17 protein-coding genes are annotated in these 24,306 nt (G+C 50.2%); 8 read left to right on the top strand and 9 right to left on the bottom strand.

Translation table 11 applies throughout. From position 1 onward, the window contains the following. Positions 1 to 204: 204 nt before the first annotated feature. Together folD and IEX02_RS14815 are read left to right on the top strand one after the other, a co-directional pair. The gene (gene folD / locus IEX02_RS14820; protein WP_188696846.1) at positions 205 to 1,059 is read left to right on the top strand and encodes a bifunctional methylenetetrahydrofolate dehydrogenase/methenyltetrahydrofolate cyclohydrolase FolD; all 855 of its coding nucleotides are present in this window, start codon (positions 205 to 207) and stop codon (positions 1,057 to 1,059) included. Next, complete coding sequence (locus tag IEX02_RS14815) at positions 1,059 to 1,598, top strand: DUF1415 domain-containing protein (protein WP_188696843.1); 540 nt, start codon at positions 1,059 to 1,061, stop codon at positions 1,596 to 1,598. The genes folD and IEX02_RS14815 overlap by 1 nt, the downstream gene beginning before the upstream one ends. Here IEX02_RS14815 and IEX02_RS14810 read toward each other — a convergent pair. The 5 genes from IEX02_RS14810 to IEX02_RS14790 form a co-directional block, all read right to left on the bottom strand. Beyond that, positions 1,595 to 4,219 carry a DUF2339 domain-containing protein gene (locus IEX02_RS14810; RefSeq protein ID WP_188696840.1) on the bottom strand — a complete coding sequence of 875 codons (2,625 nt, stop codon included), beginning with the start codon at positions 4,217 to 4,219 and terminating at the stop codon, positions 1,595 to 1,597. The two genes, IEX02_RS14815 and IEX02_RS14810, sit on opposite strands and share 4 nt — an antisense overlap. Positions 4,220 to 4,329: 110 nt before the next feature. Then, positions 4,330 to 5,346 carry a DUF4340 domain-containing protein gene (locus IEX02_RS14805; protein ID WP_188696838.1) on the bottom strand — a complete coding sequence of 339 codons (1,017 nt, stop codon included), beginning with the start codon at positions 5,344 to 5,346 and terminating at the stop codon, positions 4,330 to 4,332. Beyond that, positions 5,339 to 7,174 (bottom strand): GldG family protein, encoded by a 1,836-nt coding sequence (locus tag IEX02_RS14800; RefSeq protein ID WP_188696835.1) that lies wholly within the window; start codon positions 7,172 to 7,174, stop codon positions 5,339 to 5,341. Before IEX02_RS14800 ends, IEX02_RS14805 begins: the two co-directional genes overlap by 8 nt. Before the next feature lie 3 nt (positions 7,175 to 7,177). Next, positions 7,178 to 7,906 (bottom strand): ABC transporter permease subunit, encoded by a 729-nt coding sequence (locus tag IEX02_RS14795; protein WP_188696833.1) that lies wholly within the window; start codon positions 7,904 to 7,906, stop codon positions 7,178 to 7,180. Then, complete coding sequence (locus tag IEX02_RS14790; protein ID WP_188696830.1) at positions 7,906 to 8,829, bottom strand: ABC transporter ATP-binding protein; 924 nt, start codon at positions 8,827 to 8,829, stop codon at positions 7,906 to 7,908. Before IEX02_RS14790 ends, IEX02_RS14795 begins: the two co-directional genes overlap by 1 nt. A gap of 351 nt (positions 8,830 to 9,180) precedes the next feature. Here IEX02_RS14790 and tsaA point away from each other — a divergent pair, with 351 nt between their 5' ends. From tsaA to IEX02_RS14765, 5 genes are all read left to right on the top strand, one after another. Continuing rightward, positions 9,181 to 9,879, top strand: a complete 699-nt coding sequence (tsaA, locus tag IEX02_RS14785; protein ID WP_188696827.1) for a tRNA (N6-threonylcarbamoyladenosine(37)-N6)-methyltransferase TrmO — start codon at positions 9,181 to 9,183, stop codon at positions 9,877 to 9,879. A 184-nt stretch (positions 9,880 to 10,063) separates the two neighbouring features. After that, the gene (locus IEX02_RS14780) at positions 10,064 to 11,773 is read left to right on the top strand and encodes a proline--tRNA ligase (protein WP_188696824.1); all 1,710 of its coding nucleotides are present in this window, start codon (positions 10,064 to 10,066) and stop codon (positions 11,771 to 11,773) included. A 325-nt stretch (positions 11,774 to 12,098) separates the two neighbouring features. After that, complete coding sequence (locus IEX02_RS14775; RefSeq protein ID WP_188696823.1) at positions 12,099 to 12,947, top strand: MBL fold metallo-hydrolase; 849 nt, start codon at positions 12,099 to 12,101, stop codon at positions 12,945 to 12,947. A gap of 9 nt (positions 12,948 to 12,956) precedes the next feature. Further along, positions 12,957 to 14,084 carry a patatin-like phospholipase family protein gene (locus IEX02_RS14770; RefSeq protein ID WP_188696820.1) on the top strand — a complete coding sequence of 376 codons (1,128 nt, stop codon included), beginning with the start codon at positions 12,957 to 12,959 and terminating at the stop codon, positions 14,082 to 14,084. A 109-nt stretch (positions 14,085 to 14,193) separates the two neighbouring features. Next, entirely contained in the window at positions 14,194 to 16,614 is a 2,421-nt protein-coding gene (locus IEX02_RS14765) for a two-component system response regulator (protein WP_188696818.1), read from the top strand. Positions 16,615 to 16,659: 45 nt separating this feature from the next. Here the strand turns inward: IEX02_RS14765 and IEX02_RS14760 are convergent, their stop codons facing one another. Together IEX02_RS14760 and IEX02_RS14755 are read right to left on the bottom strand one after the other, a co-directional pair. Continuing rightward, entirely contained in the window at positions 16,660 to 18,888 is a 2,229-nt protein-coding gene (locus tag IEX02_RS14760) for a PAS domain S-box protein (RefSeq protein WP_188696815.1), read from the bottom strand. Between the two features lie 87 nt (positions 18,889 to 18,975). Further along, entirely contained in the window at positions 18,976 to 20,940 is a 1,965-nt protein-coding gene (locus tag IEX02_RS14755; protein ID WP_188696812.1) for a monovalent cation:proton antiporter family protein, read from the bottom strand. 119 nt (positions 20,941 to 21,059) lie between these two features. On the opposite strand from IEX02_RS14755, the gene IEX02_RS14750 reads away from it, so the two are divergent. After that, on the top strand, positions 21,060 to 21,941 hold the full coding sequence (locus tag IEX02_RS14750; protein ID WP_188696809.1) for a GGDEF domain-containing protein: 882 nt from the start codon (positions 21,060 to 21,062) through the stop codon (positions 21,939 to 21,941). Between the two features lie 18 nt (positions 21,942 to 21,959). On the opposite strand, the gene tilS is transcribed toward IEX02_RS14750, so the two are convergent. After that, a complete protein-coding gene (gene tilS / locus IEX02_RS14745) occupies positions 21,960 to 23,288 on the bottom strand; it encodes a tRNA lysidine(34) synthetase TilS (RefSeq protein ID WP_188696806.1) in 1,329 nt (442 codons plus the stop codon). A gap of 42 nt (positions 23,289 to 23,330) precedes the next feature. Further along, positions 23,331 to 24,287 (bottom strand): acetyl-CoA carboxylase carboxyl transferase subunit alpha, encoded by a 957-nt coding sequence (gene accA, locus IEX02_RS14740; protein WP_188696803.1) that lies wholly within the window; start codon positions 24,285 to 24,287, stop codon positions 23,331 to 23,333. Positions 24,288 to 24,306: the final 19 nt, after the last annotated feature.

Here is a 24,306-nt window from a genome sequence, read left to right as displayed (position 1 = left end):
TGCAAAGCCCCCAGCCTGTATTTTTCGCTTTAGCTATATAGATAAGAAAAAACCAACTTTTTATACACCACTGCCAACTAGGCAATTTGTCTTCTATATAGCTAAGAAAAATCGACAACCACAACTTACCTGATCAAGTGCTTAATGGAATCACGATTCTGTGGGACAATACGTTAAGCTTTTTAGAGGACTGATTGCACATCTATGCCAGCACAACTCATTGACGGAAAACTTATTGCTAAACAACTTCGCCAGAACGTCGCCAGCCAGGTTGCCTCTATTCGGGCATCTGGAAAACGCGCACCGGGTTTGGCGGTTATTCTGGTCGGTAGCGATCCGGCCTCTCAGGTTTATGTAGGCAGCAAGCGCAATGCCTGTGAAGAAGTCGGCTTTACTTCCCGCTCTTATGATTTACCCGCATCCACAACACAACAACAACTGTTGGACCTGGTGGATGAGTTAAATAATGACGAGCAGGTAGATGGTATTTTGCTTCAACTGCCTTTACCGGCCGGTTTGAATGCGGAGCAAATTCTTGAGCGCATTCATCCACACAAAGACGTTGATGGATTTCATCCCTATAACTTGGGACGCTTGGCACAGCGTCTGCCGGCCCTGCGTCCTTGTACCCCTAAAGGTATCATGACGTTAATAGAGTCCACTAAACGTCCTATTAAAGGTTTAGATGCAGTCGTTGTCGGCGCGTCTAATATTGTCGGTCGCCCTATGTCACTGGAACTGCTGTTAGCAGGTTGCACCATCACCGTTTGCCACAAATTCACCAAAGAACTACGCGCCCACGTAGAGCGCGCTGATTTACTGGTGGTCGCGGTAGGCAAGCCTGAATTTATTCCTGGTGACTGGATAAAGCCGGGCGCTATCGTTATCGATGTGGGTATTAATCGTATTGATGACGGTAAACTGGTGGGCGATGTACAGTTTGCCGAAGCGGCTGAACGGGCAGGTTGGATCACGCCGGTTCCGGGTGGTGTTGGCCCAATGACAGTGGCCAGTTTGATCGAAAATACCCTGGAAGCCTACGTTAAATATCATAGCTGATGAATGAGCAGCTTATTATTCAGCAAACCCGCCACTGGGTAGAGACACTCGTGGTGGGGCTGAATTTTTGCCCATTTGCCAGAAAAGAGTTGGCCAATACCCGCTATCAAGTTTGTCATCAAACTGGCATGGTTCAGGCCATTGAACGACTGCTGGACGAATGTGATTATCTTGATGCGCATCCAGAGATTGTCACCAGCCTGCTAATATTCCCGCATTTTGAAGACTTTGAGCAGTATTTGCTGTTACTGGAGGAAGCGAACCTGAGTCTGGACAACAACGCACTCAGGGGCATCTATCAGCTTGCCAGCTTTCATCCTGATTACTATTTTGAAGGCGAGGCAAAGGACGCCGCAGCACATTTTACCAACCGCGCGCCCTACCCGGTTCTGCACTTATTGCGCGAATCCAGCATAGAACAAGCAGTATCCAAATACCGGGACCCCGAAAACATCCCGGCCAGGAATATCGCCACCGCTGAAAAACTTGGTCGCGATAAGCTGCAAAGTATGCTGGACGCCTGCAAACAGCAAGATTAACTGCTAGTAGCAGGCTCTGCGGCTTGTCTGAGCCGCTGAAACAGCCAGCCCAGCAACACCAAGCACAATCCCAAACCAATAAAGGACAAGGCACGAAACAATCCTTGAAGATTAGCCATATCCAGAATAAAGACTTTAAGGATCACCAATAACATCAGGCCGAATCCTACACTCTGCCAGACCGGACGTGACAGTCGGTAGGCAAAAGCAACCAACGTTGAGGCCAGAATCAGCCAGATAAGTGAATAGCTGTAGTGTTCGGCATCTGTGGTCATTTGCCAGATTTGAATATCACTACCCTGCCAGAACTGGCGAATCTGGCCATTAATAAACAGCATGGCCAGTAATCCGCTCCCCCACCCTGCCACTTCGGCGGCTTTGCCGCTCAAATGCTGACGGGACAAATACCAGACCAGCAGCGTCGGAATTCCCCATAAAGGGATTAGCCAGTTAAGTACCGGCCAGGAGCCCACGGCTTGCGGGTAGATAAAAGGGTTCTCGGCGAACAGCAACTGTAGTTGCAACAAGCCCCCACCCAGCCACAACAGTCCACCGGCAGTTTGATAAAGCCCAGCCAACGCGCCGGCAAAACGCACGCGATACAAGTACAGGCTGCCCAGCAGCCACCAGTTCATGGCCAGCAAAACCATCTCTTTAAAAACAAGCTGCCCCGGCCAGGGATAATGCCCTACCAGCCAATAGCTGGTTTCTGTAGTCACCAGCAACGCTACTAAGTGCAGGATGGCCCCTTGTAACCAGGCTTGTAGCGAAGATTCCCGCCATAACCGGGCAGTAGCGTAGAAGAGTCCGATTGCCAGAGGATAAATCACCAGCGACCAGTGCACACCAAGCAGCATCAGTCCTTCATAGTCTGGTGTCCAGGGCGCAAAGCTCAAACGCAACAGCACCAGACTAACCAGTACTTTAATGATCCAGTGAGGTAACGCCACTGCCCTTTGCTTGGCCAGATAGCTCACCGCCAGCACTTGTACCAGCAACGCCAGCGTCAGTGTACTGCCGTCCAGCAGCATGGTTAAACTCAGCGACAGCTTGGCATTGCTACCCGCCAGGTAACAAAAAGCTTGCCAGTTGTCTGTAAGGTGCTTTGCCTGTAGAGCCAATACCATGGCCATTAACAGCAAAACCGTTGCCCAAAGGGGATAGAGCAAGCCCGTATCGCCATAAGGGGCCAACGCATAGCCCACACCAATAAGGACAAAAGGCGCAAAGGCGGCAAGCAGATGAAAGACCAAACGTGCAGGCTGGCCACACCCAAACCAAAATCCATAAACAAACATTACCAGGCTGCTTGCCAGCACCAATAGGTAACCGTCTTGCAATAACTGGCTGATATCCGTCACTAAACCAGGAGGCGGCACAACCCAAATTCCCACCAACAGACAGAGCACGCTCAGCAATGCCGCATGGTCAAAACGACTGTTAAGCAGCGGTAGAATGATTAAGGTAACGGCTAGCGTCAGCACCAACATCAAAGTGCCAGGCTGATAGGCTGCACTTAAACAGTAGATTAAGGCGGGTATCAACAATGCAGCCAGTGCCAGGTTGACAAGGTTTGGTTGCCAAAGCCGTTTAAATGGCCTGGCGGTAAATTCTCGCTGACCTAGCAACCAGCCACAGACTGGCGCGATAACCAATACATATAATGTCAACAGGATGAAGCCGGCAAAGGTCAGGTTGTCGGTGGGTTGGCCAAGCCCAAGTGCGGCGAGGTACCAGCCAAAATGCCCAAGGTACAGGGCTTTCCACAACCAGGCTTGCTGCACCCTTTTGGCCAGCAGCAATACCGACAAACTGACGAAACTCACATAGCTGAGTAAAGCAAACAGATTACCACTATCACTACTTACCCATAGCGGCACTGTATACGCGCCGACAATACCAATGGCGGCCAGCAGCGGCCCAAACAGCAACGACAGGTAACTGGCCGCCAGAGCGATCAAAGCTAATAAAATAAACGCGGGTATTTGCCCCAGCATCGTATAGCCATGATACGCCAGCAGTACCATGGTAAAACAGGTAATAAAGCCGCCACTGGCCAAAGCCGCTGGCACATAGTTAGCCCAACCTTCAAAGGGTACCGAGCGATGATGCAACCACATAGACGCGGCAATCAGCGCCAGCCCAAATCCGGCCCCAAGAATGACCCTGGCCACAGGTGACAACAAGCCCATTTCGAGGCTGTACTTAGCCAGAAAAATGCCGCCCACGGCCAATGCCAGGGCACCAATCCATACCATGCCATTTTGTTCAAAACGCTTTTGCCAGCTTTTAAGGGTAGTGGCCAGACCGCCTTTATGATGCGTTGAGGTGGCGGCTTCGTTTGGCGGAAAGATAGACGCAGGCGGCATAGCAACACTGGGCTCGGGGGCTGTCTGTGGGACATCGGGCGGCATAGCTGGGAGCGGGATATCAGGTTTGGCCGCCGCGTGGGCAACAGGTGCCGGAGGCCGTGCAGGTAAAGGAACCGCGTTGCCCTGCTGCAGGCTGTGTACTTGCTTGCGCAACGCATCCAAATCCCGGCGTAAACCCAATACCTTAAAAAAGGCCACTACACCGGCCATCAGCCCTAAAATACAGATCAGGCCAATCAGTGCGTCCATGCTTACCTCCGGTCACAACAGCCAGTTTGAAAGCACAGACAATACGCAATTCCTAAAAAAAAACAAACCCGCCGTGAGCGGGTTTGTGATTTGTCGGTTCAAATTATCAGCTAGCGGTGTGGCGCTTCACCTTCTTCCACATGCCCGACGGGCAGTTTATTCTGTGGCAATGGGGGTTCTGCCAAAAAATCCTCTGTCTTCTTAGCCAACTGATTTGCCGAAAAGCCAGAGATAAGGTAAGTCGCCCCTTGCCAATATGCCTGACTCTGATTAGCCGTAAAGCGCAGATAATGTTTATCTTCCAGCTCAAGCAAACTTAACTGAATTTGTTCACCGTCGAAGGTGTTGATCTGCATACTGGCTTCTAATGGCTGTTGCCAGAATGCCTCATCCACCACCAATCGTTCCTCGAAGTTGATATTCAGTAAGTTACTTACCAAGGCATTTAGCACCGTCGCATACTTAAGCTCCCGGCCCTGAGGCTGGTTTGTCAGCACAAAATCCTGTTCAGCGGCGGCGCGGCTGATTTGCCAGCCATGACTATCAATACGTGCCACACTGGCAATCTGCTCATTCTGCAAGTCCAGAATGGGTTGACGCATCCAATCGCGGGCGGCCATGGGCAAACTGATGTCCTGATCGATAAGCCAACTTTGATTATCACTAGCAAAGCGCACATAGCGACCATGCCCGCTGGCTGGGGTATTGCCAATCAGCAACTGCCAACTGTGTGATGTACTCTGCAGAGTTAATTGACTGACCGTGCTCTCGGGAGCATCCAGCTCCTGCAATCCCAAGCGATGGAAGTGCGCTGGCTGTCGAGTCTTGGCTTGTAAACGCTTGGCATCCACCAGCGCCTGAACCAATTCGGCGAGCTTTTCTTCGTCAGCCGGATACCCACCCTCACTACTGATCAGCCACTTACCATCAACTTGCTCAGCCTGGACAGACAGCCCTTGTGCATCCAATAATTCAACACGCTGGATTTGACTTCCTTGCTCAGCCAGCTCAGGCAATAGCGGGCCTTGCTGCAGCACATCCTGACCGCCTTCCTGCTTTAGCAAAAACCAACCAACGCCGACCCCCACCAACAGTATCAAGAATAAACTGAGAAGATGCTTAGCCATGTTTTACCCCTCCGGCTTTTCTGCGCGTCAACCTGGCGAGCAAACCAAGTAAAATCACCAGCACAATAGGTGCAACGGCTATATTGATAAATTTCAGCCAGCTCCCCAAGCGTTCAATGTCTTTATCCAGCTGATGGCGCACTTCACGCAGCGCACGACGAATTTCAATTTTCTTCTGCATAAAATCATCCAGCGCTTGTTGCTGCTGCGCATCCAGAACCAGTGCCCCAGTCTCGCTGCGCTGTCCCTGTAATTGGGCTAATGCTTGTTCTGTTTCATCAAGTTCTTGCTGCAATAGCTGTTCCTGATCTCGAAATGCTTGCTCTGCTTTCACCGTCAGTGCCTGCACCACATCAAACGGACGTGAGAAGGTACCGCGGCTACGCACGCTAATAAGTGCATTGCTGCCCCCCAGATTTTCCACTGCATTGGTCAGAAAGTCGCCGTTATTGGCAAAGGGTGTAAAGATAGTCTGGCCAAAGAAATTGCTTTGACTGACCCAGAAACGATCGGTTAATACATCCGTGTCAGCGATAAGAATCGCATTAAGCTCACCGTCACTCAGTGATGTTAAGGCATCACTTCCTTCCGGTGGGGTCAGGAATGCAGAGCTTGCTTTACCTGAAAGCCTTGCCGCCAGCACATGCTGCTGATTGCGGCTGGCAAAGCCGCTGGCCAATTGTTTGGCGTCACGGGTCATCGCATAAGTCGTGCTATCCATGTGGCTGCTGGATGACGAAGAATGCAACAAGGGTTGCCAGTTTAATCCAGGCCCTTTGGGCGCAGTGAAATAGCCAAAAGAAGCGCCGTTAATTAACTCCAAACCTCGCGTGATCACATCCGAGTTATCGAGTTGTTCGATACCCAAACCTAAAAAGCCCATATGTCGGGTGACACCAGACTGGGTGCGAATATCCAACCCGGTCGCCGCATCCAACACCACCTGCCCGGCGTCAAACCCAACCCCCCAGGCAGAAAATAGCTTGTCCAAATTTGAACTGTTAGCGCCTCCCATGGCAGCCATAGGATCGGACTCATGATGCGGGTCAACAAAGACCATTAACTTACCGCCGCCTAACGCATATTGATCAACGCTAAACAGCAGTTCATCACTGAGGTTTTTAGGGTGAATTAACAACAGTACATCCGTGTCCACCGGCACCGCGCTAACATCTGACCCCAGCACCTGCACATCGTACAATTGTTGTAATTGGTTGATACTGGTCCAGGCCGGGTCAAAACGACCTGTCATGGGGTTTTGTCCGCCTTGCACCTGTAAATCAGTGATCAGAGTGACTTTGACGGGTTGGGGATCACTAAGTTGATAAATCAGCTTGCTGATCTCATACTCCAGAAAACTCTCTTGCTGAGGGTCAAAAAAGCCAATCACTTTTTCATCATCAAAGGCATTGCGGGCCGCCAATCCAAGATAGATGGCATCTCCCGCCGCCCCAATGCTGGCAGCGGTCAAACCAAAGCGATTAGCTTCATCTTCGGCCTCGGAGAAGGGCTCAGGATCCACCTTATGCAGGATAACTTTGCCCTTGGACGCCGAACGGTACTCCTCAAGCAGACTTTCAACCCGGTTGGCATAGTTACGCAGGCCTGTCATACCTTTAGAAGCCCGGTCTGAGAAAAAGAAATACAAATGTACAGGCTCATCAAGTTCATTGAGTACCTGCTTGCTGCCCTCAGACAAGGAATAAACCTGATTTTCAGTCAAATCCAGGCGCGCCGAACCCAGTAGTTGATTGTTCAGCATCACCAATACAAAAAATACCAGCAGTAAAAGAATGCCGGCGACGATGGTTGATAGTCGATTTAGCATACCTTACTCCGCTTTTTTCTGTTCAACGGCCAAAAAGCCGCCATATAACCAGATACCAATAGCAATGAGGAAATAGCCAACATCATTAACGGCAATAACCCCTTTAGCCATAGACTCAAAATGGGTGAGGAAGCTAAAAGACGCCAAGGTGTCCAGCAGCATCGGCGACAGCCAACCTTTAAACGCATCCAGCACAATACTGCTGCCGGAAAGTACAAACAGGAAGCACACCACTACGGCCAGGATAAAGGCCACCACCTGGCTTTTCGTCAGGGCTGACATACAAATACCAATAGCCAGGAACGCCCCTGCCATCAACCAGCTACCGAGATAGGCTGCCAGAATAATGCCGTTGTCCGGGTCACCAAGATAGTTAACGGTGACCCAGAGCGGAAAAGTTAATAGTAAGGCCAGTCCCAACACCGCCCAAGCGGCCAGGAATTTTCCTAACATGACCTGCCAGACGGTCACTGGCAGCGTCATCAATAATTCGATGCTGCCGCTTTTACGTTCTTCCGACCAACTGCGCATGGCCATGGCCGGGACCAAAAACAAATAAAGCCAGGGATGGAAATTAAAAAATGGCAGCAGATCCGCTTGGCCACGTTCATAGAAATTTCCGATATAAAAACTGAACACGCCACTGAGCATCAGAAAAATCAAAATAAACACGTAAGCCACCGGGGTGGCAAAATAACTGGCGAACTCGCGCCTAAACAGCGTACCGACCATTATTCACTTACCTCCGCGGTCATTTGTCTGAACACATCATCCAAGCGCCCTTGTTCTTCATACAGGCTATCTACCTGTAGTCCGCGATCTTTTATATAAGCGGAAACCACCGGCATAATATCCTGCTGATGCTCAGGAAAGAGCACCACCCTGCCGCTATGTTTCTCGATTTCCATGTCTTCCACGCCGGGCAACTCGGCCAGGCCGGAGATATCCGTCATCTGGGTAAAGTGCAGGCTAATGGCTTTGTAGTAACGAGAGCGGCGCTGCAAGTCATCCGGACTGGCGTCAAACAACATTTTGCCACCAGCGATAATCATCGCCCGGTTGCACACCGCTGTGACTTCTTCAAGGATATGGGTGGAGATGATCACTATCTTGTCCTTAGATAAATTTTGAATCAGCTCCCTGACCTGATGCTTTTGATTGGGATCCAAGCCATCGGTGGGCTCATCCAGAATTAACACTTGGGGATCATGCAAAATAGCCTGGGCCAGTCCCACACGGCGCTTAAAGCCTTTAGACAGATTGTCTATAGGACGGTTTAACACAGAATGCAGCTCAACCATGTCAATGACATCGGCCAACCTTTGTTTCTTTTGCTGCCCTTTCAGCCCCCGGATATCAGCAATAAAATTGAGAAACTGCAATGGCGTCATATCACCATAGGCAGGCGCCCCCTCGGGCAAATACCCCAGGCTTCGCTGGATCTGCTTGGCGGACTGCGCCATATCCAGATCGAAAATACGGATTTCGCCGCTGCTTGGGGCTAGAAACCCCGTCAGCATCTTCATGGTGGTGGATTTACCTGCACCATTAGGTCCGAGAAAACCGACGATATCACCCGGCCTGACCTCGAAGGAAAGGTTATCGACAGCGGTAAAGCGGCCGAACTGTTTGCAGAGGTTCTTTACTGAGATCATAAGATTCCTTAAATGATCAAAGAGTTAGAAAGATCTTTAGCCATATGGGCACGCTTGCCCTAATTTCAACCCTTGATAGACAGCATGCTGCGTTCAAAGGTTTCCATTGCTAGTCTCAGCATGCCTGAACGGCAAAAAAAAACCCACCTAAAAGGTGGGTAAAGATAGGATGCGCCAACCTGTTGAGGGCAAATTTCATTCAAATTCAACCTCTTCTGATTACTACACCCTAGTCGGGAATGAGCAAACAGGAGCAAGTCCAGTGCCTGACAACGACTCTAGCGCTAAAAGGTTTTGTAATTATTACCTTTAGCCTTGAAAATGTTGCAAATTATGACGTAAAAGCAGGCTATGCAACTTACACCCATAGGTATTATTCATACGCCATATAAAGAGAAGTTTGCCATCCCCCGCCAGCCGGGTTTGGTAAAACAGGCGCAAGGCGAGATTCATTTGTGTACCGCCTTTGCCGATGCCAATGCATTCAGAGGCATAGACGCATTTTCTCATTTATGGCTACTGTTCCAATTCCATCAAACGGCTCAACGTGGTTGGAGTCCGTTAGTACGTCCGCCGCGTTTAGGGGGCAATGCCAAACTCGGTGTGTTTGCCACCCGCAGCACACACAGACCTAACGCCATTGGCTTATCCGTGGTTGAAAACTTGGGTATTGAACAGCAAAAAGGGCAACTCCTGCTAAAAGTACGTGGCATGGATCTCATGGACGGCACCCCAATTCTGGACATTAAACCTTATTTGCCCTATGCCGATGCCATACCCGATGCGAGCGGAGGGTTTGCCAACACAGCCCCGGCTCCCGATATGCAAGTACACTATGCCGCTGAGGTCATTCCCAGTCTGCTGAAAGCCGAACGACAATCCCCCGGTATTACCGACCTCATAAAACAAGTACTGGCTCAGGATCCCAGACCGGCCTATAAGAAAAAACAGCATGAAACTCAAGAATTTGGCATGCATCTTGGCCGCTTTAATATACGTTGGCAGGTAAGACAGCAAGAAAGTCTGGTGATTGAAATCCAGACTGTTTAGTCCCTTGACGAGATATTCTCACAGACAATACAGTTTTGCCTTTAGCCCCTCACAAAGCACTGCTAGAATGGCGCCAATTTTCCCTGTCAGTACGCTGACAACCACCACAATTAGCTTAACGTTTGGCAGGCAATGAATCAGGGTCTGCCCTCGTAGCACTTTTAGATACCAGGTAAGTAGAACTATGCGAAGCAGTCAGTATTTATTAGCGACTCAAAAAGAAACGCCAGCCGATGCAGAAGTCATCAGCCATCAGTTAATGCTGCGCGCCGGCCTTATTCGTAAGCTGGCTTCGGGACTCTACACCTGGTTGCCGAGTGGTTTGCGCGTACTGAACAAAGTTGCCACTATCGTGCGCGAAGAAATGGACAAAGCCGGTGCCATTGAAGTGTTGATGCCCGTGGTGCAGCCTGCCGATTTGTGGCAAGAGTCCGGTCGCTGGGAAGAGTATGGTCCCGAGTTGCTGCGTGTTAAAGATCGCCACCAGCGTGATTTTGTCTTAGGGCCCACCCATGAAGAAGTCATTACTGACCTAGTCAAACGAGAAGTAAGCAGCTACAAACAGCTTCCTATCAATCTTTACCAGATTCAGACCAAATTCCGTGACGAAGTTCGCCCCCGTTTCGGTGTCATGCGTGGTCGAGAATTCACCATGAAAGATGCGTACTCGTTCCACCTGACTCAGGATTGTCTGGAAAAGACCTACCAGGATATGTACCAGGCCTACTGCAATATTTTTGAACGCATTGGCTTGGCATACCGTCCGGTGCTTGCCGACACCGGTTCAATCGGTGGCAGCATGTCGCATGAGTTCCATGTACTGGCCGACTCCGGTGAAGACGATATTGTCTTTAGTAATGCCTCTGAATTTGCCGCCAACGTCGAAATGGCCGAAGCACTGGCCCCTGCTGGTGAACGCGCCGCGCCTGGCGCGGATATGCAACTGGTGGATACACCCAATGCCAAGACCATCAATGAGCTGGTAGAACAGTTTTCGCTGCCCATTGAGAAAACCATCAAAACCCTGATAGTCAAAGGCAGTGAAGCTGCTGGCAGCGACTTAGTGGCGTTGCTGGTGCGTGGTGACCACGAACTTAACGAGATCAAAGCCGATAAGCTTGAAGAGGTTGCCTCCCCACTGACCTTTGCCAGTGAAGAAGAAATCAGAGCCGCCATTGGTGCAGGTCCAGGCTCCTTGGGACCGGTTAATCTAAATATGCCCATCATTGCCGATCGCGCTGTCAGCCTCTGTAGTGATTTTGGAGCCGGTGCAAACCAGGACGGCAAGCATTACTTCAACATCAACTGGGAACGTGACGTTGCCCTACCTACAGTAGCGGACATTCGCAACGTTCAGGCTGGCGATCCTTCACCTGATGGCCGGGGTACATTGGAGATTAAACGTGGCATCGAAGTGGGTCACATCTTCCAGTTGGGTGAGAAATACTCCCAGGCAATGAACTGCGGTGTTCTGACCGAATCCGGTAAACATCAGGTACTGACCATGGGTTGCTATGGTATCGGCGTATCCCGTATTGTGGCCGCCGCCATTGAACAGAATCATGATAAGTACGGCATCATCTGGCCTGACGCCATAGCGCCATTTAAGGTTGCCCTTATCCCTATGAACATGCATAAGTCGCATCGTATTCAGGAAGCTGCTGAGGCCCTATACAACGCCCTGCAACAAGCCGGGATCGAGGTAATGTTTGACGACCGTAAAGAGCGCCCCGGCGTTATGTTTGCGGATATGGAGCTGCTGGGTGTTCCACACCATATCGTTGTGGGTGAGCGTAATCTGGATGAAAACCAGGTGGAGTATAAGTGTCGCCGCAGCGGCGAAAAGCAGTTGCTGGATTTGGACAAGGTGCTGAGTTTTATCCAGGCGCTGTAGCGGCGTCAAAGCAGGTTATTCAACCGCTATTGATTGAAAATGGGGTGCCGATGCACCCCATTTTGTTTCTCGCGTTCCCCACCAGACCCATCCATGCTGAGCACAAGCGGCTGAACTAGCATCAAGCCAATACCTAAAAAGCTAACTCGCCGTAAATATACTTCCAGATAAATACAGATAACGGCCAGGACTTTAGCGAATTTTCGCTTGGTTTATACTCAACCTTTAATTAGAGTAAAGATCGGTCAAGGGATTTCCTTATAAATCAAGGGAGAGCAGTAAGTACCTTGGTGCTGATTGCTGAAAAAATGCAGCAGGTTGAGGCATGAAATTAACATTTTATGGTGTTAGGGGGTCAATCCCGACGCCGGGTGCAGCCTATATTCGCTACGGCGGCAATACAGCCTGTGTGCATATCGCTTTAAACGACGGCACAGATATTATTCTGGACGCAGGAACCGGTATCAAAGCCTTAGGCAATAAGCTGGTTACCCAACAGAATGATATTTACCTGCTGCTTAGCCATAATCACTGGGATCATATCCAGGGCTTTCCTTTTTTCTCACCTATCTACCAGGCGGGGCGTAGAATTCAGATTGTGCCAGGAAAAACCCAATTGGATGAGCAGGACGCTGTTCTCAAACAAATGAGTGGCAGCCTCTTCCCCGTGCATTATCAAGATCTCCCGGCCACGATTGAATTATGTCCGCTGCCTGAGCAGCAAAACAACTGGCAAATAGGCAGTGCCACTATAGCCAGGATGAGCATGAATCACCCGGGTAGCGGCAGCTCATACCTGATTGAAGCGGACGGGGTTAAAGTTGCCTATATCACCGACAATGAGCTCTACCCGCCCTATCAGCGCGCCACCAGCTTTTTAGACTGGGTGAGTTTTGCCAACGGCGCTGACTTATTAATTCATGACGCCCAGTATCAAAACCAGGATATGCCGAGAAAAGCCGGCTGGGGACACTCAGTAGCCGAAGAAGCGGTAAAATTGGCTATGGCTTGTCGGGCAAAGTCCCTGGCCTTGTATAGCCATGACGATACCCGCACCGATGATGAAATTGATCATATTCAGCAGCATTGCCGCGACATTATTGATATTGGACAGATGTCTATCCATGTCTTTGCCGCCGCTGAAGGCATGAGTATTGATTTTGACCAGCAATGAGTGACATTGATGTTGCAGCGCCATAGATTTGCCTTATTACTTACCGGTGGCGGCGCGCGCGCGGCCTATCAGATTGGTGTTCTCAAAGCCATTACCAGCCTGCTGCCGCGTAATCACAGCCTGCCCTTCCCCATAATCTGCGGCACCTCAGCCGGTGCCATTAATGCAACAGCATTAGCCTGTTTTGCGTCTTGCTATCACCTTGGGGTACGAAAGCTTGAATGGGTATGGAAAAACTTTCATCCTCAGCAGGTTTATCAAAGTGACATGCTGCCCCTATTTGGCTACCTGGCAGGCAACCAATTGCAGATGCTACGCACGGCAACCAATGGCAATCGCCCATCCAGTTTGCTGAACAACCAGCCGTTGAGGCAACTGCTCAAAAAGACCCTGGATTTTGAGCGTATCGACCGCAACTTGTTAACCGGCCATCTCAAGGCGATAAGCATCACTGCCTCAAGCTTTAGCAGCAATGATTCCATCAGTTTTTTTCAGGGGATTCCGGAATTATCCCCCTGGCAAAGATCCAAGCGACAAGGGGTCAAGACGCAGTTGAACGTGGAGCACCTGATGGCCTCCTCCGCCATCCCGTTAGTGTTTCCGCCGGTAAAAATTGAAGAGCAATATTTCGGTGACGGCTCCATTCACCAACTTTCGCCGTTAAGTTCTCCTATTCACCTGGGCGCAGAAAAAATCCTGATCATTGGGGTGGAGCAACCTAAACCCGATCGCCGTCATCAATTACAAGATTATCCCAGCAGCGCCATGATAGCGGGTCATCTGCTGGATACCATTTTTGCCGATACCCTGCACTCCGACCTGGAGCGCTTGTACCGAATTAATCACACCCTCTCGCTGTTAAATGATAAGCAGCGCAAAGCTACTCACCTTAAACCCGTTGAATGCCTGGTTATCAACCCAGGGGCAAACATTAATGAGCTGGCGTCCGAGCATTACCGTCGCCTGCCCTATGGCATCCGGACCCTGATGCGGATCATGGGCGCTAAGCCGGACTCCCAATCAAGCTTATTAAGCTACCTGATGTTTGAAGGCCATTTCTGCCAGGCCGTTATGGACCAAGGACTGAAAGATGGCCTGCAAAGACTGGATGAAATTCGCGCCTTTCTGGAAATCTGACCAGTCTTAGACTAAATCTGATTGAGGGGAAGGTCTCTAAAAGGGAGCTTTTTCCATTCTAGACCACCAGACTGATATCCAACCGGTTTTTGTGCAGCAAGGAAGAGTAATGGAAAAAAGCACATTGTTGATTGTCGAGGACGAACAACTAATCGCCTTGAACCTCTCTTTGGATTTGCAGGATTGTGGTTATCTTGTCTGCGGCATTGCCAGCTCGGAAAAAGAGGCCTTTGACATGGCCTCCGAGCATCAACCAGACCTCGTGATGATGGACATCAATCTGGGGGCGGGAGGCGACGGCATTAATGCGGCCCAACGCATAGGTTCGGAATTACATATCCCGGTGGTCTACCTAACCGCCTATACCAGTGATGATTTGATCCGGCGCACGGGGCTCACCGCCCCCTACGGTTATATTGTGAAGCCTTACAATGTCAGGGAATTAAAAGCCAGTATTGAGACCGCACTATCACGCCATAAATACGAGAAAATCACAGAGCGTTCAGAAAAGCGCCTCAAAGCCGCCGTGCATGCTGCCAAACTCGGCTTATGGGAATACAACGTACAACGCGGCACCATCTTGTTTGAGGGGCTTTTTGGCGATCAGGTCAATATCAGTGGCGACAGGGTTGAGGTCAAAGCCCATGACTTTTTTACCCGACTGGCACTGGAAAATGTTGATGAGTTAGCAAAGCTGGAAGAGCTGCTTAAAAGCGGCAAAAACGTAAGTCGGACCATCAAGCTGAAGAGCAAGGATTACGCCGAACAAGAAGAGCGCTGGATTGAGCTCTACCTGAGTGACATGACATTAGAAAATGGCTTAGTGCGCATCGGCGCGGTCAAAGATGTTTCCGAGCGGGAAAATTTCGTCAACGAACTGCGCACTGCCTATAACATCCTGGCCAATATTGATGAGTCCGTTATCGTTCTTTATTCAGATTTTAGTATCCGCTCGGTCAACAAGGCCTTTTACAAACACACCGACTTTTCCGCCAATGACGTGATTGGCGCCCCGGTATCCACTGTGCTGTCCGGGAATCGACGACATGATGAAATACTCTCGGAGGAGCATAAAAATGCCCGCCACGAAGTGGTGGTACACAGAAAGGACCATAGTCACTTTCACGCCCTGCAAACCGTTACCCGTATTCAGGCCAGCGAACATAATCCTGAGCTCTACATCATGATTCTGACCGATATCTCGTCGTTGAAAAAAGCCGAGCGGGAGCTTAACCGCATGGCTTATCGCGATAGCCTGACCGGCTTAGGCAACCGTAACCTGATGAATCAGGTGCTGGCAGACATGAAATGTGGCGAGGAAGAGCGAATTGGTTTGTTCTTCATCGACATCGATTCCTTCAAGTTAATTAACGACTCCATGGGACACGAGCCGGGCGATCAATTGTTGGTAGAGTTTTCCCAGCGTTTACAACACATCATGCGCGTAGAGGATATTCTTATCCGACTCGGCGGTGACGAGTTTGTGGTTATCGTAGAACAAATAGAGCGCCAGGAAGACTTCGAAAAGCTGGCCCAAAAAATCATTGCTATCTGCAACGAGCCATTCAATATCTGCGGACGGGAAATTATGGTGACCTGCAGTATAGGGGTGGCTATTGCCGATGAGACTGTCGACTGCGCGGCGTCACTGCTCAAACATGCTGATGCCGCTATGTATGAGTCAAAACGCAAAGGCAAGTATACCTACACCTTTTACTCTGATGATCTGGTCGATGTGGTGCGCTACAGACTGTTTATCGAACAGGGACTGCGTAAGGCACTAACCGAAGAGAGCATTACGGCATTCTGGCAACCTATAGTGGATGCACAAAGTGGCGATGTAGTAGCGGTAGAAGCCCTGTGTCGCTGGATAGACAAGGATGTGGGCATGGTATCCCCGGATGCCTTTATTCCTGTCGCCGAAGAAACCGGGCTTATCCAGAGCATTGGCCTGCATATGCTACGAGAAGCCTGCATGCTGATAAAGCTGCTGGAAGAACGGGGATTGGGTGGTATCCGGGTGGCGGTTAATGTTTCTGGAATCCAACTGAAAGACAGCGAAATTTTGGATGCACTCAACGAAATGCTTCAGGACTGCCAGGTCAATCCTGCAGATCTTGAATTGGAGGTGACAGAAAGCACACTGCAATCCGAAAACGCCGCCATGTTACTTTGGCAGATTAATAAACTGGGGATCAATATTGCCATTGATGACTTTGGTACAGGTTACTCATCCCTGTCTCGCTTAGCGGAGATGTCGGTTAACACACTAAAGATTGACCGCACCTTTGTGGATAACCTGAGCCAGGATGCCCGCCATCAAATTATCATTGAAGCCATTATCAACCTCGCTAGAAGTTTAGGCTTGGCGATTACCGCAGAAGGCATTGAAACCGCAGAGCAACTACAATACCTGCGGGAGAAGGGCGTAGACAGCCTGCAAGGCTATTACTTCGCCAGGCCCATGCCGCTGGCGGAGCTACTAAAATACCTGCCAGACAAACAACAGAGTAACAAGGGGCTCTTTTAAACCTGTTAGTTACCCTTCTTGAGTATATATTACCCGCTTCAAGCACTATTCAGCGGAAAGTTCAGACAACCGAACACAAGTTCCGGCGTGCCCATCTACCTGCAAACTGAAACCGGCTTGTTTGGCAAAGGTCTTCATTAAACTAAAGCCCAGCTGACTGGACAAGCTGGCGTTTTCAAACAAGGTCTGATCAAAGCCCGGCCCATCGTCACAGACTTCCAATTGCAGTAATCCGTCTTGGCGTGCCATCTTGACCGTCAGCGTCCCCTCTCTGTCCTTAAAGGCATACTTAAAGGCATTGGTCACAGCCTCACAGATTAACAACCCTAATGGCACCATCTGATTAATGTTGATATTTAACGGCTCCCCGCCGTCCGTCAGGTTTAGATTTAACTGCTCTCGGCTTAACGGGCTAAGTGTGTCACCAATGAGATTCACCAGCCGGTGTACGTAACTTTGCAGATTGATAGAGGCGACACTGTCATTCTGATATAGCAACTCATGGATCAAGGCCATTGCACGAATGCGGTTTTTCAGATCACTGAGCGCCGCTTGCTGTTCTTTCTTGACCTGACGGCTTTGTATATCCATCAGGCTACTGACAATCTGCAGGTTGTTTTTCACCCTGTGATGCACCTCGTTGAGCAATGACACCTTCTCCTTCAGGGTGCTCTCCAGCCGCTGCTCGGCATATTTCAGCTCCGTCACATCACTGCTGGATACAATGACCCTGAACCAGTCACCATGAACATCACAGATGGGATGTACATCAATCTGGAACCAACGCCCTTGCACAGCATGCACCAGCCCGGAAGAGCCGCTTGTGTTATCCTCGCGAGCATTGCCCTGTAAGAAGTCCTGCAAGCGTCCTATCACACCACTTTGGTCACGCCTGCTCAACATGGTTAGGGATTGCGGCTCAAGTTCTGAGTTTTCAAGACCCAACATGGCAGCAAAACGATGATTGATAGCCGATACCCATACTTCCTCATCATCTCGCCAGTCCACTACCAATAAACCACAGGATGCACCGGTAAATACCGACTCGAGAAATGCCGATTTGTGCATCAGTTCCGCTTCCAGTTCTTTTTCTTCCTGCACATCCGAGACCATACCGGACATCACCACCACATTACCTTGTTCATCACGTTGACTGTCACCTCTGGTATTAAACCAGTGATAACTGCCGTCCGCTGCCCGTCCCAGATAGTTGATATCGTACTTGGTGCCACGCTCCACGTGCTCTTTTAGGTGCTCCATGACTTTGTCCAGATAATCCGGATGAATATGCTCCTTCCAGGTATCAATATGCGGGGGAACGTTAGCAGGCCAGCCCAACAGAGCCAGAAAACGGGGCGAGAACCAGTTACTGTTACTTGTTGGATACCACTCCCACGGAGCATCACGTGAACCCGAGATGACCCTTTCAAAACGGTCATTGGCTTCCACCAGCTTAGCCTGATATGACAAGCGCTCGCTAATATCCACCACAGTGGCGAATACCCGAACTTCACCGTCCAGCTCACTGCGGTACAAAGTAACTTCGACCGGGATCTTAGTCCCTGTCTTACCCACCCCATATACCACTCGTGATGTCATCAAACCGGAGCTTCGGATCCCGACACTGATTTCTTCCACTAACTTTCGGTGATGGCCTCGTTGCTCTGCGGGTAACAGTGTGTTGACATGTTGGTCTAGTAATTCCTCCTCCTGATAGTCAAACATGCGGGTCAGGGCTGTATTGACCATACGGATATGCCCTTGCGCATCAGTTACCAGCATCCCAAAGGGGGAACCTTCCACGGCTAAGCGTACCGTGGCCAGTCTTTCCTGTTCACGTATCAGTTCCAGCCTGTCCAATTCGGCCTGATAGACCAACTCTTTATGTTTGGCATACTCCGTAACACTGGGAATCGCGACCATATCAGGCAGCTTCTTTATCAACACATATGCCGTTGTCATAGACACAACAGCCGTTATCAGCTTAGCGATGCCGTGATAGCCATAAGCCCCTTGCCAGACGGTATAAATACCGAACAGATGGGTGATTCCGCAACAGAGGATAAAGGCAGCGAATAAATACAACATCCAGCCAAAACGAATATCCTGGCGTTGCCGGACAAACAAATACAGAACCAATGGAATGGTAAAATATGCTGCGGCGATGGCCGCATCGGAAAAAACATTCAGCCACAAAATCTCAGGTTTCCACAGGTAGCAGTGGCCATGGGGCATATAATCGGTGCGAAAGACATCAGAGAAGTGCTGTTCCATCAGAGTTCCTTGTCCCGGCAGAAGGGATTATTCTTGTTCTATCAATATAGTAGCCTTTAGGTTTGGCGTCCCGATGACGGTAAAATATTACGGTCCTTCAAGCAGATAACGTTCGGCGCGCTCCACTCGTCTGGGTTTACCCGCAATCACCAAGATATCCTGCGCCGCAAACTGCCAACTTGCATCTGGGCTTGCCAACTCCCGCTCATTTCGCCTGACACCTTTTAGTGTTACCCGAACGGCATCCAATTCAAGCTGTCCCAGGGTTTTGCCAATGGCCCAGGCATCGGGCCCCAAAACCACGGCGTGCAGAAACTCCAATTTACTCTGCTTTTCATAAGTGACTTCGGTGGTCTCACCAGGAAAAAAGCCGTGCATCTGTCCATAGTGATTTTTCCGCTCAGCCCTTACCCGCTTAAGAATGCGGGACATGGGCACACCAGACAAATGCAGCACTTGTGACACCAACATCAGGCTGCCCTCTAGAATTTCAGGTACAACCTGTGAAGCGCCGGCCAGATAGAGTTCTTCCATACGGTAATCTTTGCGGGTTCTGACCACCACAGGTAAGTCGGGATGCAAGGCATTCACCGCACTTAATACACTGACGGCTTTACTATGTTCGTCAAAAGTGAGTATCGCCAGCTTAGCCCGCTCTATTCCAACGGCTCGCAAAATATCTTTGCTGGACACATCACCAAAGGTAACCGGCTCTCCTGCATGCCGGCTTTCCTGAACACGAATAGGATCGGCGTCGATGGCTACATAGGCAATGCCTTCAACTTTCAGCATGCGCGCCACAGACTGCCCTACCCGTCCAAAGCCAAAAATAAGCACATGCCCGGATTTGCCGGTTAGAGATACAGGAATATCCTCAGCCTCAACCGGTAAGGGTTGGGTCAGATTACTTGCCAGATGTTTGGCCTGACTGATCAAATAGGGTGTCAGTGCCATACTGATGATACCGGCAGACAACAATAACGACGCCATCTGAGCATCAAGGATTTGCTGGGATAGGGCCAAAGAAGCCAGCACAAAACTAAACTCCCCCATCTGACACAACTTGATTCCTGCCGCCCACGCATCGCTAGCTGGTGCTCTGAAAAACCAAGCCACGGCGCGTAAAATTAGAATCTTAGCCAACATCATCAGTAACACGCCGGCCAGCACCCAATGCCAGTAATCTAACAACGGGCCAAACTCAAGCTTCATTCCGATGGTGATAAAAAACAGCCCCATCAAGATGTCTCGAAAAGGCCGGATATCCGCTTCCAACTGATGCCGGTATTGGCTCTCGCTTAACATCATCCCGGCCAAAAACGCCCCTAACGCCATGGACAGCCCAAATACATAGGTAAGGCCGCCAGCCAGCAGCGTCACCAACACAGTAGTCAGCACAAAAAGTTCATCAGTGCGGGTTCGCGCCACTTCACTGAACACCCGCGGCAGTAACCATTTGCCCACCGACATCAGAATGCTGATGACCAGCCCGCCTTTGAGCACCGCAATCAAAATAGCCTGCGACAAATTCTGCTCGTTGTCATTGGCCAGCAAAGGAATGACAATAAGAAATGGCACAACGGCCAGATCTTGAAACAGCAATACACTCACCGCCATTTGAGCTCTGGAGGTATTCAACCGCCCCATCTCGGATAACTGCTTTATGACAATGGCGGTTGAGGACAAGGCACACATCGCCCCGATGACAAAGGCCCCTTTGCTGTCCAGTCCCAATAGCATACTCAGGCCCATAAACAGCAACAGTGTCAGTAACACCTGCCCGAAGCCCAAGCCAAACACCAGATGACGCATAGCCATCATCTTCGGCAATGAAAACTCCAACCCCAGGGTAAACAGCAGAAAAACTATGCCTAATTCGGCAACGAAATGAATGCTCTCCTCATGTGGAAACAAATTGAGTAGTTCAGGGCCGGCTACTATTCCACAGGCCAGATATGCCAGGATCGGCGGTAAATTGACGCGACGAAAGCTCCAAACCATCGTAATGGCCACGGCCATCAACACCAGTAAATGAAAAAAACTGTTTTCCATTCAATCTCCTGTGACGATGTCATAAAGCTTAATCTAGCTTTCGGCACGAACTTTGCTAAATGTTTATTAGATATCAATTTAGCACAGGTTGTCGGCAATTCGCTGACATGCGGGAGCGAATGTTGGAACAACTTACTCCAATTCAGAATAGCATGAGCTACGAGGGCTTTTTCCAATTCAGTCAGCAAGACAAGCTGATCTCTGATGCCGAACGTCTTTCGGTATTAGAGCAACTGATCGGCAGCTTAGATGCCCAGCTCTTTGGTCATACCTTTTTGATGCAGCTTGCCGCCAGAATTCCGGTTTGCGGCCTTACTATTCGCTGGCCACAAGGGGCATTGCAATGGGGGCGTGAAGCCACCTACAGCAAGCGTATGAGCGTGGGTGAACAAAGCGGTATCATGGTGAGCTATTGCTTCGCTAAAGTCCCCAGTGCAATGGAAAACCGGGTATTGGAAGAACTGCACGATATCGCAGTGCCATCACTGAAAAACGTCATCGAACACCACAACATCAAGTGCCTGGCCAGTAAGGATAGCCTAACCAGCCTTGGCAACCGCGCGGCGTTTAATGACGTGTTGTCCCGTCAATTCAGCCACAGTCGTCGTACAGGCACCACTTTTGGCCTGCTGATGATAGACATGGACAGATTTAAATCCGTCAATGATAAATTTGGCCATCAGGAAGGTGACAAAGTGCTGCAAGCCATGGCCACCGTTATCACGGCCAGTTTACGTGACACGGATTTTGCGTTTCGCTTTGGTGGCGATGAGTTTTGCTGCGTTATCCAGGACGCCGATAGCGTAGCGCTGCGACGCATCAGCCAACGGATCCGCCGTACCATGTTGGAACAGCCCATACTCGCGCGCCATCAGATGCGCTGTAGTATCGGGGCCAGCCTGTATCAAGACGGTGACGAGCCGGACGCTTTATTTGAACGAGCCGATGTACAGTTATATCAGGATAAACAGCGTAGTTACCCGCTCTGCCGTACCGCCTGATAGCGGCATGGTCTTGCCTCAACCGGCAAGTTCAAGCCGCCAGGCTGTCGTACCAGTTGATGGCTGACAAAAATCGCGATCAACCGTCCAGCCCACCACGGCGGCCAGTTTTCCGTCAATCAGCACTAACGGCATGGCTTGGCGCTGCCAGGGCGGAATATCGGCTTGTTTGAACCATTGTTTCAGCGGTTTATGATGTTTCTCCCCTGCCGGGCAAAACGGATGAGACAGTTCGTTAAAACAAATCTGTACCTGCTGCCCAGGTAGCAGGTAAAGCTTTGGCAAATCTTCGGCATCTGGGTCGCGAATGAAAAGTAGTTGCCGTCCATCCTCTAACAACAATGACGATTGTCCCAGCCAAACCTTAGGCGTGTTTTTCTCGCCAAGATTGCGTTTAAGCAAATACAGACGCTGGCGGAAACGACGAAACTGCCACTCCCCCCAACTCAGACAGGGTTGGCCATCTTCCCTTGCATCGAATAACTCGCGGTCTAAACGCTGCAAAAGTTGCTCTGGAGGCGCTTGAACCTGTGCCTCTTGCAACCACAGCCTCACTAATTGCTGCTGCCAGGCTTTGCTGAACTTTTGCAGCGCTTGTATATCCAAGTAATCTGCACCAACTTGCACAGTCTGCAAACGTTCTTTGCTCACCTCTTCTAACAACTGCTGTTGCTCGGCACATAACCTGGCACTGCGGGACACCGTCTGGGTAATAGCCGGCCACCGCTGTTTAAGTGAAGGGATCACAGCATGGCGTAAAAAATTCCGTTCAAAGCCCTGATCCAGATTTGACTCGTCTTCAATCCAGCGCAGTCCGTATAAGTTTGCGTAGGCTTCCAACTCCTCTCTGCGATGGGAAAGTAACGGGCGTAGATAAGTACGTCCCAAACGTTGTTGAACTTGTGCCATAGCGGCCAGCCCTTTGGGACCGGCGCCCCGTTTGAGCTGCAGCAAGACTGTTTCCAATTGGTCGTCCTGATGCTGACCAAGCAACACCACAGTATCTTCCTTCGTCAAGGCGGTTATCGCCTGATAGCGGGCATCGCGGGCCAGCGCTTCCAGACTTTGTCTTGAACCCGAGGCTAAATTGACACGCTGACTGACAAACGGCAGTGCCAAAGCCTGACACTGTGCCTGACAGTGTCTCAGCCAGTCATCGGCATTCGGACTTAATCCATGGTGGATATGCACAGCCCCGACATCGAGTTGTGGCAACTCGGCGCGAAGGCGGGCCGCAAGGTGGAGTAACACCGAGGAGTCCAGCCCACCGCTATACGCCACCACCACCTGCTGGTTGGTATGGAGGGATAAACTGGATTTAAAACAGCTATAAAGTTTGTCAGACATAAAAAAAGGCCGCTAATCAGCGGCCCATTTTAGGGGAATTGCTTAGCAATAGCCAAATGACATCAGGCGTTCATAACGCTCATTGAGCAAATCGCTCTTAGACAACGTCTGCAACTGTGACAACTGCTGTTTAAGGCAGGCTTTCAGATTAGCGGCCATACCATCATGATCGCGGTGGGCACCACCTAGCGGCTCATCAATGATGTTATTGATCAAACCAAGCTTCTTGATCTGCTGGGCGCTGACTCCCATGGCTTCAGCAGCCTGAGGGGCCTTCTCTGCGCTTTTCCACAAAATCGATGCACAGCCTTCCGGTGAAATTACTGAGTAGGTGCTGTATTGCAGCATATTCACTCGATCACCCACACCGATAGCCAAAGCACCGCCTGAACCACCTTCACCGATCACCGTGCAGATCACCGGTACTTTCAGGCCAGACATCACTTTCAGGTTACGGGCAATGGCTTCGCTTTGGCCACGCTCTTCGGCTCCCACACCAGGGTAGGCTCCCGGGGTATCGATAAAGGTAATAATTGGCAGGTTAAAACGCTCTGCCATTTCCATTAAACGTAGGGCCTTTCGATAACCTTCGGGTTTGGGCATGCCGAAATTACGCTTAATTTTCTCTGCCGTATCGCGCCCTTTCTGGTGGCCAATCACCATAACAGGTTGATCATCCAGCTTAGCTAAACCACCCACTATGGCTTTATCATCGGCAAAGGCACGATCACCGGCTAACTCGTCAAACTCAGTGAAGATGCGTGACATATAATCCAGGGTATATGGACGCAGAGGATGACGAGCCAACTGAGAAACCTGCCAGGCTCCTAAATCACTGAATATCTTGCGGGTTAAATCAGCACTCTTTTCCTTGAGCTTAGTGATTTCCTCTTCCAGACCCACATCAAACTCGCCACCTCGGTTGACCAGGCGCAGTTCTTCAATCTTAGCTTCCAGCTCTGCAATCGGTTGTTCAAAACTCAGATAGTTCAAACTCATCCCACTACCTTTTTGGTTA

Origin of the sequence: Bowmanella pacifica (assembly GCF_014645355.1) — a bacterium.
GTDB lineage: Bacteria > Pseudomonadota > Gammaproteobacteria > Enterobacterales > Alteromonadaceae > Bowmanella > Bowmanella pacifica.
This window is presented reverse-complemented; position numbering and strand designations above follow the sequence as displayed.

Excerpts from the sequence above, each read along its gene's own strand:
- IEX02_RS14765 (WP_188696818.1), top strand. The coding sequence starts at position 14,194 with ATGGAAAAAAGCACATTGTTGATTGTCGAGGACGAACAACTAATCGCC.
- IEX02_RS14750 (WP_188696809.1), top strand. The coding sequence starts at position 21,060 with ATGTTGGAACAACTTACTCCAATTCAGAATAGCATGAGCTACGAGGGC.
- IEX02_RS14780 (WP_188696824.1), top strand. The coding sequence starts at position 10,064 with ATGCGAAGCAGTCAGTATTTATTAGCGACTCAAAAAGAAACGCCAGCC.
- folD (WP_188696846.1), top strand. The coding sequence starts at position 205 with ATGCCAGCACAACTCATTGACGGAAAACTTATTGCTAAACAACTTCGC.
- IEX02_RS14805 (WP_188696838.1), bottom strand. The coding sequence starts at position 5,346 with ATGGCTAAGCATCTTCTCAGTTTATTCTTGATACTGTTGGTGGGGGTC.
- IEX02_RS14795 (WP_188696833.1), bottom strand. The coding sequence starts at position 7,906 with ATGGTCGGTACGCTGTTTAGGCGCGAGTTCGCCAGTTATTTTGCCACC.
- IEX02_RS14815 (WP_188696843.1), top strand. The coding sequence starts at position 1,059 with ATGAATGAGCAGCTTATTATTCAGCAAACCCGCCACTGGGTAGAGACA.
- IEX02_RS14770 (WP_188696820.1), top strand. The coding sequence starts at position 12,957 with ATGTTGCAGCGCCATAGATTTGCCTTATTACTTACCGGTGGCGGCGCG.
- tsaA (WP_188696827.1), top strand. The coding sequence starts at position 9,181 with ATGCAACTTACACCCATAGGTATTATTCATACGCCATATAAAGAGAAG.
- IEX02_RS14800 (WP_188696835.1), bottom strand. The coding sequence starts at position 7,174 with ATGCTAAATCGACTATCAACCATCGTCGCCGGCATTCTTTTACTGCTG.
- accA (WP_188696803.1), bottom strand. The coding sequence starts at position 24,287 with ATGAGTTTGAACTATCTGAGTTTTGAACAACCGATTGCAGAGCTGGAA.
- IEX02_RS14760 (WP_188696815.1), bottom strand. The coding sequence starts at position 18,888 with ATGGAACAGCACTTCTCTGATGTCTTTCGCACCGATTATATGCCCCAT.
- IEX02_RS14810 (WP_188696840.1), bottom strand. The coding sequence starts at position 4,219 with ATGGACGCACTGATTGGCCTGATCTGTATTTTAGGGCTGATGGCCGGT.
- IEX02_RS14790 (WP_188696830.1), bottom strand. The coding sequence starts at position 8,829 with ATGATCTCAGTAAAGAACCTCTGCAAACAGTTCGGCCGCTTTACCGCT.
- IEX02_RS14775 (WP_188696823.1), top strand. The coding sequence starts at position 12,099 with ATGAAATTAACATTTTATGGTGTTAGGGGGTCAATCCCGACGCCGGGT.
- tilS (WP_188696806.1), bottom strand. The coding sequence starts at position 23,288 with ATGTCTGACAAACTTTATAGCTGTTTTAAATCCAGTTTATCCCTCCAT.
- IEX02_RS14755 (WP_188696812.1), bottom strand. The coding sequence starts at position 20,940 with ATGGAAAACAGTTTTTTTCATTTACTGGTGTTGATGGCCGTGGCCATT.